This window comes from Streptomyces sp. BB1-1-1, assembly GCF_031597775.1.
GTDB classification, from domain to species: domain Bacteria; phylum Actinomycetota; class Actinomycetes; order Streptomycetales; family Streptomycetaceae; genus Streptomyces; species Streptomyces thinghirensis.
Genome location: NZ_CP134203.1, coordinates 3,248,198 through 3,262,131 on the forward strand (window position 1 = coordinate 3,248,198; position 13,934 = coordinate 3,262,131).

Annotated in this window: 15 protein-coding genes; 7 read left to right on the top strand and 8 right to left on the bottom strand. The window is 71.8% G+C overall.

The genetic code is table 11. The features are described from left to right. Positions 1 to 39 precede the first annotated feature (39 nt). The 3 genes from RI578_RS14795 to ilvA all read right to left on the bottom strand — a co-directional run bounded on the left by RI578_RS14795 (position 40) and on the right by ilvA (position 3,309). Entirely contained in the window at positions 40 to 897 is an 858-nt protein-coding gene (locus RI578_RS14795; protein WP_310871537.1) for an ABC transporter permease, read from the bottom strand. Beyond that, complete coding sequence (locus tag RI578_RS14800; protein WP_310871538.1) at positions 894 to 1,931, bottom strand: ATP-binding cassette domain-containing protein; 1,038 nt, start codon at positions 1,929 to 1,931, stop codon at positions 894 to 896. Before RI578_RS14800 ends, RI578_RS14795 begins: the two co-directional genes overlap by 4 nt. A gap of 148 nt (positions 1,932 to 2,079) precedes the next feature. Next, the gene (ilvA, locus tag RI578_RS14805) at positions 2,080 to 3,309 is read right to left on the bottom strand and encodes a threonine ammonia-lyase (protein WP_310871539.1); all 1,230 of its coding nucleotides are present in this window, start codon (positions 3,307 to 3,309) and stop codon (positions 2,080 to 2,082) included. Positions 3,310 to 3,471: 162 nt separating this feature from the next. On the opposite strand from ilvA, the gene RI578_RS14810 reads away from it, so the two are divergent. The 3 genes from RI578_RS14810 (at position 3,472) to RI578_RS14820 (ending at position 4,989) form a co-directional block, all read left to right on the top strand. After that, complete coding sequence (locus RI578_RS14810; RefSeq protein WP_310875765.1) at positions 3,472 to 3,978, top strand: MarR family transcriptional regulator; 507 nt, start codon at positions 3,472 to 3,474, stop codon at positions 3,976 to 3,978. A gap of 131 nt (positions 3,979 to 4,109) precedes the next feature. Then, positions 4,110 to 4,619 (top strand): sigma factor-like helix-turn-helix DNA-binding protein, encoded by a 510-nt coding sequence (locus RI578_RS14815; protein ID WP_310871540.1) that lies wholly within the window; start codon positions 4,110 to 4,112, stop codon positions 4,617 to 4,619. 112 nt (positions 4,620 to 4,731) lie between these two features. After that, positions 4,732 to 4,989 carry a hypothetical protein gene (locus RI578_RS14820; protein ID WP_310871541.1) on the top strand — a complete coding sequence of 86 codons (258 nt, stop codon included), beginning with the start codon at positions 4,732 to 4,734 and terminating at the stop codon, positions 4,987 to 4,989. Positions 4,990 to 5,032: 43 nt separating this feature from the next. Here RI578_RS14820 and RI578_RS14825 read toward each other — a convergent pair whose 3' ends face one another. Beyond that, complete coding sequence (locus RI578_RS14825) at positions 5,033 to 6,187, bottom strand: cystathionine gamma-synthase (protein WP_310871542.1); 1,155 nt, start codon at positions 6,185 to 6,187, stop codon at positions 5,033 to 5,035. Positions 6,188 to 6,284: 97 nt separating this feature from the next. Between RI578_RS14825 and RI578_RS14830 the strand changes: the two genes are divergently transcribed. Further along, positions 6,285 to 7,403 (top strand): hypothetical protein, encoded by a 1,119-nt coding sequence (locus RI578_RS14830; RefSeq protein ID WP_310871543.1) that lies wholly within the window; start codon positions 6,285 to 6,287, stop codon positions 7,401 to 7,403. Between the two features lie 64 nt (positions 7,404 to 7,467). On the opposite strand, the gene msrA is transcribed toward RI578_RS14830, so the two are convergent. Beyond that, complete coding sequence (msrA, locus tag RI578_RS14835) at positions 7,468 to 7,980, bottom strand: peptide-methionine (S)-S-oxide reductase MsrA (RefSeq protein ID WP_310871544.1); 513 nt, start codon at positions 7,978 to 7,980, stop codon at positions 7,468 to 7,470. A 177-nt stretch (positions 7,981 to 8,157) separates the two neighbouring features. Between msrA and RI578_RS14840 the strand changes: the two genes are divergently transcribed. Next, on the top strand, positions 8,158 to 8,751 hold the full coding sequence (locus RI578_RS14840; protein WP_310871545.1) for a DUF4291 domain-containing protein: 594 nt from the start codon (positions 8,158 to 8,160) through the stop codon (positions 8,749 to 8,751). Positions 8,752 to 8,994: 243 nt separating this feature from the next. On the opposite strand, the gene RI578_RS14845 is transcribed toward RI578_RS14840, so the two are convergent. Then, entirely contained in the window at positions 8,995 to 9,585 is a 591-nt protein-coding gene (locus RI578_RS14845; protein ID WP_310871546.1) for a TetR/AcrR family transcriptional regulator, read from the bottom strand. Between the two features lie 163 nt (positions 9,586 to 9,748). Between RI578_RS14845 and RI578_RS14850 the strand changes: the two genes are divergently transcribed. Then, positions 9,749 to 10,768 (top strand): aldo/keto reductase, encoded by a 1,020-nt coding sequence (locus tag RI578_RS14850; protein ID WP_310871547.1) that lies wholly within the window; start codon positions 9,749 to 9,751, stop codon positions 10,766 to 10,768. 24 nt (positions 10,769 to 10,792) lie between these two features. Here the strand turns inward: RI578_RS14850 and RI578_RS14855 are convergent, their stop codons facing one another. Both RI578_RS14855 and RI578_RS14860 read right to left on the bottom strand, forming a co-directional pair. After that, a complete protein-coding gene (locus tag RI578_RS14855) occupies positions 10,793 to 11,608 on the bottom strand; it encodes an NAD(P)H-binding protein (RefSeq protein ID WP_310871548.1) in 816 nt (271 codons plus the stop codon). Positions 11,609 to 11,828: 220 nt separating this feature from the next. Next, positions 11,829 to 12,869, bottom strand: a complete 1,041-nt coding sequence (locus tag RI578_RS14860; protein ID WP_310871549.1) for an NAD(P)-dependent alcohol dehydrogenase — start codon at positions 12,867 to 12,869, stop codon at positions 11,829 to 11,831. 171 nt (positions 12,870 to 13,040) lie between these two features. Between RI578_RS14860 and RI578_RS14865 the strand changes: the two genes are divergently transcribed. Continuing rightward, on the top strand, positions 13,041 to 13,916 hold the full coding sequence (locus tag RI578_RS14865; RefSeq protein ID WP_310871550.1) for a helix-turn-helix transcriptional regulator: 876 nt from the start codon (positions 13,041 to 13,043) through the stop codon (positions 13,914 to 13,916). Positions 13,917 to 13,934: the final 18 nt, after the last annotated feature.

Here is a 13,934-nt window from a genome sequence, read left to right on the forward strand (position 1 = left end):
TTCCTCTGTTTCACGCCGGGCGCCGGTCCAAATTTGCACTCATCCTGCCGCCGACCGGTACTTCCGCACGGCCAGCGTGCGAAAGACAGCGATGATTAGCACGGACCAGATCAGCGACGCCCAGATCGGGTGCTCCATCGGCCACGCACCTGTGACCGTCTTCGGGACGCCCGGCATCGTGTTCCCGAAGAGTTCACGGGCACCCGCCACCGTCGCGCTGAAGGGGTTCCACTCGGCAACGTGCTGGAGGAACGTCGGCATACCGGTGACCGGCACGAAGGCGTTCGAGATGAACGTCAGGGGGAACAGCCAGATCAGCCCGCCCGAGGTCGCCGCCTCCGGGGTCCGCACGGACAGGCCGATCAGGGCTCCGATCCAGGAGAAGGCGTAGCCGAGCAGGAGCAGGAGCAGGAAGCCGCAGAGAACCTTGCCGATGTTCTCGTGGGCGCGCCAGCCGACGATCAGGGCGACTCCCGCGAGCACGAGGATCGTGAGGGTGGTCTGCACGAGGTCGGCGAGCGTACGTCCGGTGAGGACGGCCCCCCGTGCCATCGGCAGCGACCTGAAGCGGTCGATCAGCCCCTTGTGCATGTCGTCCGCGATGCCCGCGCCCGCGCCGGCCGTGGCGAAGGTGACGGTCTGCGCGAAGATCCCGGCCATCAGGAACTCTTTGTACAGCTGCGGGTCGGTGGAGCCGCCGATGCTGATGGAGCCACCGAAGACGTAGGTGAACAGGACGACGAACATGACCGGCTGGATGACCCCGAACAGCAACATCTCGGGGATCCTGGTCATCCGGATCAGGTTCCTGCGGGCGATGACCAGGGAGTCCCGGACGGACTGGCCGAGGGGGTTCGTGGGCGCCGCGGCTCGAGCGGCGTCGGTGGCGGCGCTCACTTGGCGGCCTCCTGCTCGTCTTTGTGGAATGCGCCCTTGTGGCCGGCGTCCTCGTCCTCGCGGCCGGCGTCGGCCGCGAGGCCGTTCTCCTTCACCTCGGCCACATGGCCGGTGAGGGAGAGGAAGACGTCGTCGAGGGTGGGGCGGCGCAGGCCGATGTCGTCGATCTCGATACCGCGGGTGTCGAGTTCCCGGATGACCTCGGCGAGCAGCTTGGCGCCGCCGGTGACGGGGACGGTGAGCTTGCGGGTGTGCTCCTCGACGGTGGTCGAGCCCTTGCCGAACCCTCCGAGCACCTCGGCGGCCGTCGCCATGTGCTCGCGCTCGTGGACCACGACCTCGACGCGCTCTCCGCCGGTGCGGGCCTTGAGCTGGTCGGAGGTGCCGCGGGCGATGACGCGGCCGTGGTCGACGACCGCGATGTCGTGCGCGAGGTGGTCGGCCTCCTCCAGGTACTGGGTGGTCAGCAGCAGGGTCGTCCCGCCGGCGACCAGCTGTTTGATGACCTCCCACAGCTCCTGGCGGTTGCGCGGGTCGAGGCCGGTCGTCGGCTCGTCCATGAACATGACGGGCGGGGAGACGACCAGGGCGGCCGCCAGGTCGAGCCGGCGGCGCATGCCTCCCGAGTAGGTCTTCGTCGGGCGGTCGGCGGCGTCCGCGAGGTGGAACTGTTCGAGCAGCTCGCCGGCCCGGGCCTTCGCGGCCTTGGCTCTCATCTGGTAGAGCTGACCGACCATCTGGAGGTTCTCCCGGCCGGTCAGGTATTCGTCGACGGCCGCGAACTGGCCGGAGAGGCCGATCGACCGCCGTACCTCGTTGGGCTGTTTGAGCACGTCGATGCCCGCGACGACCGCCTTGCCGCTGTCGGGACGCAGCAGGGTCGTGAGGCAGCGGACGGCGGTCGTCTTGCCCGCGCCGTTCGGCCCGAGCAGGCCCAGGACCGTGCCTTCGGGAACGTCGAGGTCGACGCCGTCCAGAGCCCTTACGTCGCCGAAGGTTTTCACCAGGCCTTCGGCATAGATGGCGCCTGGCATATGAGTCTCCACGTCGTCGGGGATTCGTCGGAAAGCCTAGGTTTGTACGTTTCGCTCGGCGCAGCGAGCGAATTACGACACACCATAACGCGATGTATCGCGTCTCACAATGGAATTGCTCGAACGAGTGACCCAAGTCGATGACGGGTCAGCCGATGACGGGATAGCCCGCCTCCCGCAGCGCCCGGCCGACCTCGGCGCAGTGCTCCGGGCCCTTCGTCTCCAGGTGCAGCTCGACCTCCGCCTCCGTGAGCCCGAGCCGCGGATCGGTCCGGACGTGGCTCACATCGAGGACGTTAGCGTCGACCACTGACAACACCCCGAGAAGCGTGGCGAGGGCGCCGGGACGGTCCGTCAGACGCAGCCGGACCGCCAGGTAGCGGCCCTGCGCGGCCATGCCGTGCCGCAGCACGCCCTGCATCAGCACCGGGTCCACGTTGCCGCCGGACAGCACCGCCACCACCGGTCCCTCGAAGGCACCGGGCTCACTCAGCAACGCCGCCACCGGAGACGCCCCGGCCGGCTCCACGACCAGCTTGGCCCGCTCCAGGCACAGCAGCAGCGCGGTGGACAGCTCGTCCTCGGAGACCGTACGGACCTCGTCCACCAGCTCGCCGACGATCCCGAACGGCACGTCACCGGGCCGCCCCACCTTGATGCCGTCGGCCATCGTCGCCGGATGCTCGACGGCCACCGGGCGCCCCGCCGCAAGTGACGGCGGATACGCCGCCGCGCCCTCCGCCTGGACGCCCACGATCCGCACGTCCGGCCGCAGCGCCTTCACCGCGACCGCGATCCCGGCCGCCAGCCCGCCCCCGCCGATACCGACCACGACGGTCCGCACCTCGGGGCACTGCTCCAGGATCTCCAGCCCGACCGTGCCCTGGCCCGCGATGACGTCCGGGTGGTCGAAGGGGTGAATGAACACCGCGCCGGTCCGCTCCGCGTACTCCTGCGCGGCGGCCAGCGTCTCGTCGACCACCTGACCTTGCAGCCGCACCTCGGCGCCGTAGTCCCGGGTCGCGCTGATCTTCGGCAGCGGGGCGCCCTTCGGCATGAACACCGTCGAGCGCACCCCGAGCAGTGACGACGCCAGCGCCACCCCCTGCGCGTGGTTGCCCGCGCTCGCCGCGACCACACCGGCGGCCCGCTGCTCGGGCAGCAGCCCGGCGATGCGGACGTAGGCGCCGCGCAGCTTGAACGAGCCCGTCCGCTGGAGGTTCTCGCACTTGAGGTGCACCGGCGCGCCGACCAGCTGGGACAGGTGCCTGCTGCCCTCCATCGCCGTCACCCGCGCCACACCCGAGAGCATCTTCTGGGCACCGCGCACGTCGTCGAGGGTGACGGGTCCGACAAGGGAGGCCGTGCTGTAGCTCATGCCTCCAGCATCGCAGTTCACGGGCGCCCGGGACCGTTGTGACCAACCTCCGAGACCCGCTTTGCGCAGCGCCGGTACGCCTCGCCGCCCGGCCGCGTACCCTGTCCCCCAATTAGCAGCCCTCCACGAAGTGAGCCCCCGGCCATGCCCACAACACCTGAAATGTCGATGGACATGACGACCGCCGGTGACACCGGTCTTCTCGAGACGCTCCAGCACGAGGTGGCACTCTTCGCCCGTCGTGCCGAACAGACCCGGCTCGGCGGGGTCGGGCAGGTGCGCAACTCCATGGACCGCGCCGCATACCTGCTGCTCAACCGCCTCGACAAAGAGGGCCCGATGGGCGTCAAGGCGCTCGCCGCGAGCATGGGAATCGACTCCTCGACGGTCACCCGGCAGGTGGCACCGCTCGTCGACACCGGACTCGTCAAGCGGACCTCGCACCCCGAGGACGGGCGCGCGGTCGTGCTCCAGCTGTCCCCGCGCGGCGTGTCGCGGCTGGAAGAGGTCCGGTCCTCCCGGCGTCAGCTCATGGCCGAACTGACCCACGACTGGGCACCGGAGGAGCGCGAGGCGTTCTGCGCGCTCCTCGCGCGCTTCAACGGCGCCCTGTCCGCCCGTATGGCCCCGTCGGGCGTGGCGGGCCCGGAGTCGTCGTCGGCCTCCTGAGCCACCCTCCACCGCCTTTCCGCGGCGGTTCGCACCGAACTCTTGACCGGCGGGCCACCCCTGGCCTGATATGAGACCCAGGGGTCGTCGTACGAGACTCAGGGGTCGTCGCCCTCTGGGCGGGAGGCGCGGTGCGAGAACGGCAGGCATTCCACAGTGCCCGCCGGGCCCGGGAGTTCGAGGCGTTCGTCGCGGGCGCGGCAGGGCGGCTGCTGCATGCCGCCACCCTGCTCACGGCCGAGCCACCGGGCGACAACCCGCGCGCGCGGCGCCTGCTGGCCCTGTCCCTCGCCCACACGTACGCGTGCTGGGACCGACTGCACGGGGAGGACCCGTACGACCGGGCCCGCCAGTACCTGGCCACCCGTTTCGCCCGCGAGGCCTGGCACCGGTACGGCGGCGGAATCGGCCGGGCCCGCAGGCACGCCGCCGGCCCCCTGCGCGGGCTCACCCCGCAGGAACGCCTGATCCTGGTGCTCAGGCTCTACGAGGGCGTCGCCGAGGAACAGGCGGCCGCCCTGCTGGGCCTGCCCGCGGAACGCGTACGGACGATCTGCGACCGTGCGACGGCCACCCTGCTGCACCCGCCCGCGCAACCGGCCCGCCCGGTGGCGGCGGAAGCGAAGGCGGCGACGCCATGAAGGGCGCGGCACTCGATACGACGGCCGCCGGGACGACGGGCACGCGCGCGTGCAGCACGGGCGCACCCGCGTGCAGCACGGGCACGCGCGCGTGGGGGACCGGGAGGCGCCGGTGAACCGCCCCCAGCGAGAGGCCGCCGCACGGCGGATCATGGAGCAGTCGCCGCCCCGGGTGCCGCCCGAGCTGTACGCGGACGCGGTGCGCCGCGGCGGCCGCATGCTGCGGCGCAGGACCGCCGCCCGCCGCCTGATGTGGCTGGTGCTGTGCGCCGCCGCCGTGGCGTTCACGGTGTGGGCGCTGACCGTCCAGCCCTGGGTGGAGCCGCCGTCGGAGACGACCCCACCCATGACGGGCTGGGAGGGCTGGTGAGCCCACCCCGCTCGTCGGGCTGTCGGGCTGTCGGGCTGTCGGACTAGCCGAGGGCCTGCTGGAGGTCCGCGAGCAGGTCGTCGACGTTCTCGATACCGACCGAGAGACGCACGAGGTCGGCGGGCACCTCCAGGGCCGAACCGGCGGCGGACGCGTGCGTCATCCGGCCGGGGTGCTCGATCAGCGACTCCACACCGCCCAGGGACTCACCCAGCGTGAACACCTTCGCGCGGTTGCAGACCTCGACCGCCGCCTCCTCGCCGCCCTCGACGCGGAACGACACCATGCCGCCGAACGCCTTCATCTGCTTGGCGGCGACCTCGTGCCCGGGGTGCTCCGGCAGCCCCGGGTACAGAACGCTTGTCACGCGCGCGTGCCGGGAGAGCATCTCGGCGACCTTGGTGGCGTTCTCGCTGTGCCGGTCCATGCGCACCGCGAGCGTCTTGGTGCCGCGCAGCACCAGCCAGGAGTCGAAGGGCCCGGCGATGGCGCCCATGGCGTTCTGGTGGAACGCCAGCTCCTCCCCCAGCTCCCGGTCGCCCACGATCAGCGCGCCGCCGACGACGTCGGAGTGGCCGCCCATGTACTTGGTCAGGGAGTGCACGACGACGTCCGCACCGAGCGCCAGCGGCTGCTGGAGGTACGGCGTGGCGAAGGTGTTGTCGACGACGAGCCGGGCCCCGGCGTCCCGGGCGACCTGGGCCACGGCGGCGATGTCGGTGATGCCGAGCAGCGGGTTGGAGGGCGTCTCCACCCAGACGGCCTTGGTCTTCGGCGTCAGCGCGGCCCGCACGGCGGCGGGGTCGCTCGAGTCGGCCACGGACCATTCCACGCCCCACCGGGTGGCGACCTTGGCGAAGAGCCGGAAGGTACCGCCGTACGCGTCGTTGGGGATCACCACGTGGTCGCCGGGACGCAGCAGCGTACGCAACAGGCAGTCCTCGGCCGCCAGTCCGGACGCGAACGCGAGGCCGCGACGGCCGCCCTCCAGGGCGGCGAGGTTGTCCTCCAGGGCCGTACGGGTCGGGTTCGCGCTGCGGCTGTACTCGTATCCGCCGCGCAGCCCGCCGACGCCGTCCTGCTTGTAGGTCGACACCTGATAGATCGGCGGGACGACGGCGCCCGTCTGGGGATCGGCGGTGTTGCCCGCGTGAATCGCGAGCGTCTCGAAGTGCTGACTGATGTGCCTGTCGCTCATGGGCACCGAGGGTAGCGGCGCGGACGACTCCGCGCGTTTTCCACAGGGCGGGGGGACAGGTTGGCCAATTGTCGGCGCGGTCTGGTTCGCTTGAGACATGGAGATTCTCTGGGTCCTGATGGCACTGGCCATGCTGGCTGTGGTGCTGCTCCCCGTTCTGCGGCGCCGACGGAGCGCGGTCGGTCTGGTACCCGCCGGCCACCCGGACGCGGCGGACCCCGCGAACTACGGCTTCGCGCGCGAGGAGGAGCTGGACATCCGCATGCCCGGCCCCGACCAGGACCTGCTGGACGTCCTGGACCTGGTGCAGCGCACGCAGGACTACCGGGGCGCGCAGCAGCTCCTCGCCGGTACGGAGGCGGAGGGTGAGCGGCGCTGGCAGCGGGTGCAGGCCTTCGCGGGCGCCGCGTCGCTGGAGCTGCGGCAGCGGCCCGGTGGCGTCGGCGAGACGCCGGGCGGGCAGTGGCTGCGGGTGTGGCGGGCCGAGGCCCCCAAGGACGCGGGCGGCGCGGCGGTGCACGCCGAGTTCCTGGTGCAGCAGGCGTGGCGGACGGCGACGCCGGGCACGGACGACTTCCGGATCATCATGGAGGAGGCGAAGGCGGCCTGCGGTGAGGCGGCGCTGCTCGCCCCCGGTGACCCGATCCCGTACATCGTCGAGCTCTCGGTCGCCCGCGGGCTCGCCTACCCGCGCGAGGACTTCGAGCAGCTCTGGCTGAAGATCCTCGACCGCGCCCCGGACCACATGGGCGCGCACCTGGCCGCCCTGCACTACTGGTGCGAGAAGTGGCACGGCTCCCGCGACCTGGCGTACTCCTTCGCGGAGGCGGCGGCGGCCCGCGCCCCGAAGGGCTCGCTCCTCGCGGCGATGCCGCTCTTCGCGGTCTTCGAGCATCTCCCCGAGGTCAACCTGGTCAGGGGCTTCTACCAGAGCGAGGTCGTCACCAAGGCGGTCCACGGCGCCCTGCACGCGGTCCACTCGGCCCGCCAGGGCGACCCGATGCAGGCGCACGTCCGCCATCTGCTGGTCTTCTTCCTGGTCCGCGGCGAGCGCTGGGCCGAGGCGATGAACCAGCTGATACTCATCGACGGCCACGTCGGTGCCCTGCCCTGGACCCTCTCCCCCGACCCGGCGGCGGAGTTCGCGGTCTACCGGGCGCTGGCGGTCGCGGGCTACGAGGCGAACGGCGGCAGCCCGGCGACACTCCCCCACTGACGGTTCCGCGACGGGCGGCCCGGCGGTGAACGCCGACCGGGCCGCCTCCCGGCACGGGTACGGATCAGCCCTCGGCGCGTGCGGGCAGCCGCCATCCCGGGCGCGGGAAGTGGCAGGTGTAGCCCTCCGGGTAACGCTGCAGGTAGTCCTGATGCTCGGGCTCGGCCTCCCAGAAGGGGCCGACCGGCTCCACCTCGGTGACGACCTTGCCCGGCCACAGCCCGGAGGCGTCCACGTCCGCGATCGTGTCCTCGGCGATCCGCTTCTGCTCGTCCTCCACGTAGTAGATCGCCGAGCGGTAGCTGAGGCCGATGTCGTTGCCCTGGCGGTTCTTGGTGCTCGGGTCGTGGATCTGGAAGAAGAACTCCAGCAGCGCGCGGAAGTCGGTCTTCTCGGGGTCGAAGAGGATCTCAATGGCCTCCGCGTGCGTGCCGTGGTTGCGATACGTCGCGTTCGGCACGTCTCCCCCGGTGTATCCCACCCGGGTCGCCGTCACCCCCGGCAGCCGGCGGATCAGCTCCTCCATCCCCCAGAAGCACCCACCCGCAAGCACGGCCCTCTGCGTCTGCGCAGCCATTGCGGCCCTCCACAATCTGTCGGTTCGGTCACTCGGGCTACTCGGCTCGCACACCGCCGGCATCCCCGGCCACACCTTCTCAACGCGCGAGGGTCCCCGGCGATTCCATGCCCGCCCGACCGCCCCGCGGACGAAAACCGGTGGCCACCGGGGGTCCGCGGCTCCACGCTGTACGTCATGGAAGAACGGCGACGCGAGATCCGGGCGGCCTACACGGCATCCACCATCACCGTCTACCAGGCGTACTCCCCGGAGATCGGCCTTCCCGCCGTCCGCGAGGGCCGCTTCCCCGCGGCGTGGAAGCGCGACCGGATGACGTGGATCAAGCCGTCGTTCCTGTGGATGATGTACCGCTGCGGCTGGGCCACGAAAGTGGATCAGGAGACCGTGCTGGCCGTCGAGATCACTCGTGACGGCTTCGAGTCGGCGCTGCGCGGCGCGTGCCTTTCGAGCTACGTTCCCGGGGTGCACCCCGACCGCGCCACCTGGCAGCGGCAGTTGAAGCGCGCGCCGACCCGCATCCAGTGGGATCCCGAGCGGGACCTGCGCCTGCAACCGCTGCCGTACCGCTCCCTGCAACTCGGCCTCTCCGGCGAGGCCGCACGGCGGTACGCCGACGAATGGACGGTCGGCATCCGCGACGTGACCCCGCTCGCCCACGAGATCCACGCGCTCGTGCGCGACGGCGCCCTCGACCCGGCGAGCCGTCTGCTGCCCCGCGAGGAGCCCTATCCTGCCGCGCCCGAACTGCTCACCCACCTGCGACCGTGAGGGAGCGACCCCCCGGTCCAGTACGCCCACCGGGCCAGAAGGCTTTCCGACCCCACGGCGGGAGGACGACCCCGACCCCGAGTTCCCCACCCACACACGCCTCTACGCCGACCGGCGGCGCTGGCGGCGCGGACGTCATCCTCGCCACGCCCGCCGAACGGGACCGGTTGCGGCAACGGCACGGCGACTGGCTCTCGGACCATCCGGGCGGCCTGTGACGGCGCCGGCGCCCGGCCGCGCCGGTCAGTCCGGTCGGCGCAACCCCGCCACCAGCACCCCCACCAGTCGGCGCGCGTCGTAGTGCGGGTCGTTCTCCGCGCCGATGCAGAGGTTGCCGACGCCGCGCATGAGTTCCAGGGCGGACAGGTCGGACCTGATCTCGCCGGAGGCGGTCGCGGCGTCGAGGAGGCGGGTGCACACGGGCACGAGGCGGTCGAGGAAGTACGCGTGCAGCGCCTCGAAGCCGGCGTTGTCGGACTGCAGTACGGCGGCGAGTCCGTGCTTGGTGACCAGGAAGTCGACGAAGAGGTCGATCCACCGCCCGAGTGCGTCGTACGGGGTCGGGCCGCTCGCCAGCAGGGCCGGGCCGGCCTCGGCGCAGGCCTCCACCTGGTGCCGGTAGACGCCGATGATGAGGTCAGCCCGCGTCGGGAAGTGGCGGTAGATCGTGGCCGTTCCGACGCCGGCCTCGGCCGCGATGTCGCGGACCGCTGCCTCCACCCCGGACCTCACGAAGACCGCGGCGGCCGCGTCCAGAAGGGTCTCCTGGTTGCGCCGGGCGTCCGCCCGTTTGGGGCGGCTGGTGTGACCTGCGGCCTCGTCGGCGTCCGCCATCGCGTCGTTCCCTCCAAAAACCGGCGTTGCTAAACGGGACACCGTTCCGTATCGTCAAACGGGACGGCGTTCCGGTTGCCATGATGCCAGAGGCCGGAGCCGTCGTGCCACGCCGTGCGCCCGCGCGCACCGCGTCCCCTTCCCTCGACGGAGGAACACGATCATGCGATACCGCACCTTGGGCCGCACCGGCGTCCAGGTCAGCTCTCTCGCGCTCGGCGCCATGAACTTCGGCAGCATCGGGCGCACCACCCAGGACGAGGCCACCGCCATCGTCGACGCCGCCCTGGAGGGCGGGGTCAACGTCATCGACACCGCCGACATGTACGGCCAGGGCGAGTCGGAGGAGATGGTCGGCAAGGCCATCGCCGGCCGCCGCGACGACATCGTGCTGGCCACGAAGGCGAGCATGCCCATGGGCGAGGAGCGCAACCACCGGGGCGCCTCGCGCCGCTGGCTGGTCACCGAGCTGGACAACAGCCTGCGCCGCCTCGGCGTCGACCACGTCGACCTCTACCAGATCCACCGGTGGGACCCGGCCACCAGCGACGAGGAGACACTGTCGGCCCTGACCGACCTCCAGCGCGCGGGGAAGATCCGCTACTTCGGCTCCTCGACCTTCCCCGCCTACCGCATCGTCCAGGCCCAGTGGGCCGCCCGCGAGCACCGCCTGAGCCGGTACGTCACCGAGCAGCCCAGCTACTCCGTCCTGCAGCGCGGGATCGAGAGCCACGTGCTGCCCGTGGCCGAGGAGTACGGGCTCGGCGTGCTGGTGTGGAGCCCGCTGGCGTCGGGATGGCTGTCGGGGGCGGTGCGGGCGGGCCGGGAGATCGCCACCCACCGGTCGGCGTTCATGCCGGAGCGTTTCGACACCTCGCTGCCGGCCAACCGGGCCCGGCTCGACGCCGTCGAGCGGCTGGCCACGGTCGCCGACGAGGCCGGCCTGACCATGGTCCAGCTCGCGCTCGGATTCGTGACCGCGCACCCCGCCGTGACCAGCGCGCTCATCGGCCCCCGCACCCTGGACCACCTGCACGCGCAGCTCGCCGCCGCCGACACCGTGCTGTCCGCCGATGTCCTCGACGCCGTCGACGCGATCGTGGCCCCCGGGACCGACCTGGCGGCGCAGGAGAAGTTCGACACCCCGCCCGCGCTGCTGGACGCGTCGCTGCGGCGCCGCTGACGAGCACGCCGGCCGGCGTCGGGCTCACGAGCGGCGCGCGTCAGCCGTCACCGTCCCGCGTCCCGCCCGCTCCGTCAGGAACTCCGCCCACGTCCGCCGGCCCACCCGCGCTCCCTCCAGCGTGAGGTTCGCCCCCGCGCGGTAGGCGCGGCCCGCCTTGCCGGGGATGCGTACGGGCAGCGTCGGGCGGCGGCGCCGGGCGTGCAGGGCGAGGTACGGGCGGGCCAGGGCGGCCAGGTCGTGGACCTCGGGGCCGGTCATGTCGGGGACCCGGCCGGCGGGTGCCGCGAGGGTCAGTTCGGCCAGGCGGGCGGCGACCTCGCGGGAGTCGACCGGCTGGAGGCGCAGGCCGCCCGGGACGGGCAGGACCGGCAGCTTGGTCATCTTCTCGATCATCGTCAGGGTCAGCTCGTGGAACTGGGCCGCCCGCAGCACCGTCCACCCGATGCCCGAGTCGGCGATCGCCCGCTCCGAGTCGAGCTTGGTGCGCAGCCACGCCAGCGGCACGCTGTCCGCGCCCACGACCGAGATGTACACGAGGTGCCGTACGCCCGCGTGCGAGGCGGCGCGCACCAGCGTGCGGGTCGCCTCGTCGTCGCCCTTCGGGCCGCCCGCCAGGTGCAGGACGGTGTGCACGCCGTCGACGGCGGCCTCGACGCCCTCGCCGGTGAGGAGGTCGCCGGTGACGTAGGTGACGCCGTCCTCGGCCGGGCGGGGGCGCCGGGTGAGGATTTGTATCTCGTGGCCCGCCGCCCGCAGCAGCGGGACGACGTGGCCGCCGAGGGTGCCCGTGCCGCCGGTGACCAGGAGGGGGGTGGTGGGGGACGAGGGGTACGTCATGGCTGCTCCCGAGGGTCCTGGCGCCCGGACGGACAGGTCGACAGCTGTCTGGTTCACTGTCTGGCTCCTGCCCGTCCGGGCGTCCGCCGTGTGTGTCTACGGCGGTATGACCCGGGGCGGCGCGGCTGTGTGACAGGGACCGGGGAAAAACCCCGAGGAAACTCCCGAGGAAGTTCGCGAGGAAATCCCCGAGGAAATCTCCGAGGACGTTTCCGGCCCGTCAGATCGTCGCCGTGTCGATCACGAAGCGGTACCGCACGTCGCTCGCCAGGACCCGCTCGTACGCCTCGTTGACCTCGGACGCGGCGATCAGCTCGATCTCGGCGCCGATGCCGTGCTCGGCGCAGAAGTCCAGCATCTCCTGGGTCTCCCGGATGCCGCCGATCATGGACCCGGCGAGGGTCTTGCCGCCGCCGAGCAGTGCGAACAGGTTGAGGGAGACCGGCTCCTCGGGGGCCCCGACGTTGGCCAGGGCGCCCTCCGTCTTCAGCAGCCCCAGGTAGGCGCCGAGGTCGAGCGGGGCGGAGACCGTCGAGACGATCAGGTCGAAGGTGCCGGCCAGCTCCTCGAAGGTGGCCGGGTCGCTCGTGGCGTAGTAGTGGTCGGCGCCCAGCTTCAGGCCGTCGTCCTTCTTGCGCAGGGACTGCGAGAGCACCGTCACCTCGGCGCCCAGGGCGTGCGCGAGCTTGACGGCCATGTGGCCGAGGCCGCCCATGCCGACGACGGCGACCTTCTTGCCGGGGCCGGCGTTCCAGCGCCGGAGCGGGGAGTACGTGGTGATGCCGGCGCACAGCAGCGGCGCCGCCTCGTCCAGCGCGATGCCCTCGGGGATGCCGAGGACGAAGTTCTCGTCGACGACGACCTTCTCGGAGTAGCCGCCGTAGGTCGGCTCGCCGTCCTTGCCGACGCCGTTGTAGGTCATCACGTTGCCGCCGGTGCAGTACTGCTCCAGGCCGGCCCGGCAGTTCTCGCACTCTCGGCAGGAGTCGACCATGCAGCCGACGCCCACCCGGTCGCCGACGGCGAACTTGGTGACGCCGGGGCCCACCTCGGAGACGATGCCCGCGATCTCGTGGCCGGGGACCATCGGGAAGATGGCCTCGCCCCAGCCCTCGCGGACCTGGTGGATGTCGGAGTGGCAGATGCCGGCGAACTTGATGTCGATCAGGACGTCGTGCTCGCGCACCTCGCGCCGCTCGATGGTGGTCCGCTCCAGCGGAGCCTTGGCGGCGGGTGCGGCGTACGCGGCGACAGTGGTCATGCCGGGTTCTCCGGGTTCCTCGTGACTGATCTTCTTCGGGATGCCTCCAGCCTGCCGCCCCGGCGGGCATCCACCCAGACCACGGCTTTGCCTACGACCAGCGTGCGTACCACTGACGGGGACAGGCTCACGGGCGTACGACCGGGAATACGACCGGCAATACTGGAGGGCATGGATGGACAGCTGGACCGGCGTGCCGAACTGAGCGAGTTCCTGCGCACCCGGCGTGCCCGGCTGAAGCCGGAGGACGTCGGGCTGCCGTCGTACGGGCGGCACCGCCGGGTACCGGGGCTGCGGCGGGAGGAGCTGGCGCAGCTGTCCGGGGTGTCCGTGGCGTACTACACGCGCCTGGAGCAGGGCAACGGACGGAACGTGTCGGCGGAGGTCCTCGACGCGATCGCCCGCGCGCTCAGGCTGTCCGACGCCGAGCAGGCGCACCTGACGCACCTGGCGAAACCGCAGCAGCAGCGCAGGCGGGCGGCGGCGTCACGGGCGCAGCAGCCGGTACGGGTGGCGCTGCTCCAGCTGCTGGAGTCGATCGACACGGTCCCGGCGTACGTGACCGGCCGGCGGTCGGAGATCCTCGCCTGGAACCGGATGGCGGCGGCCCTCTTCGGCGACTGGGGCAAGCTGCCCGCCCAGGAGCGGAACTGGGCGCGGCTGGTCTTCCTGAACCCGGACTACCGGGATCTGTTCGTGGACTGGGACCAGAAGGCGCACGACATGGTCAGCTTCCTGCGCATGGACGCGGGCCGGCACCCGGACGACCCGCGGCTGTCCGCCCTGGTCGGCGAGCTGTCCGTGAAGAGCGAGGAGTTCCGGCGCCTGTGGGCCACGCACGACGTCAAGGAGAAGTCCTACGGCGTCAAGCGGATGCGGCATCCGCTGGTGGGTGAGATGACCCTGTCCTTCGAGACGTTCCGCCTGGTCGACGACGACGAGCAGGCGTTCATCACGTACCACGCCGAGCCGGGCTCACCGTCGGCGGAGGCGCTGCGGCTGCTGGCGAGCTGGGGCACGGACGCGGCGGCTTCGCTGCGGACGTGACCTGGCCGGAGCCGCCGG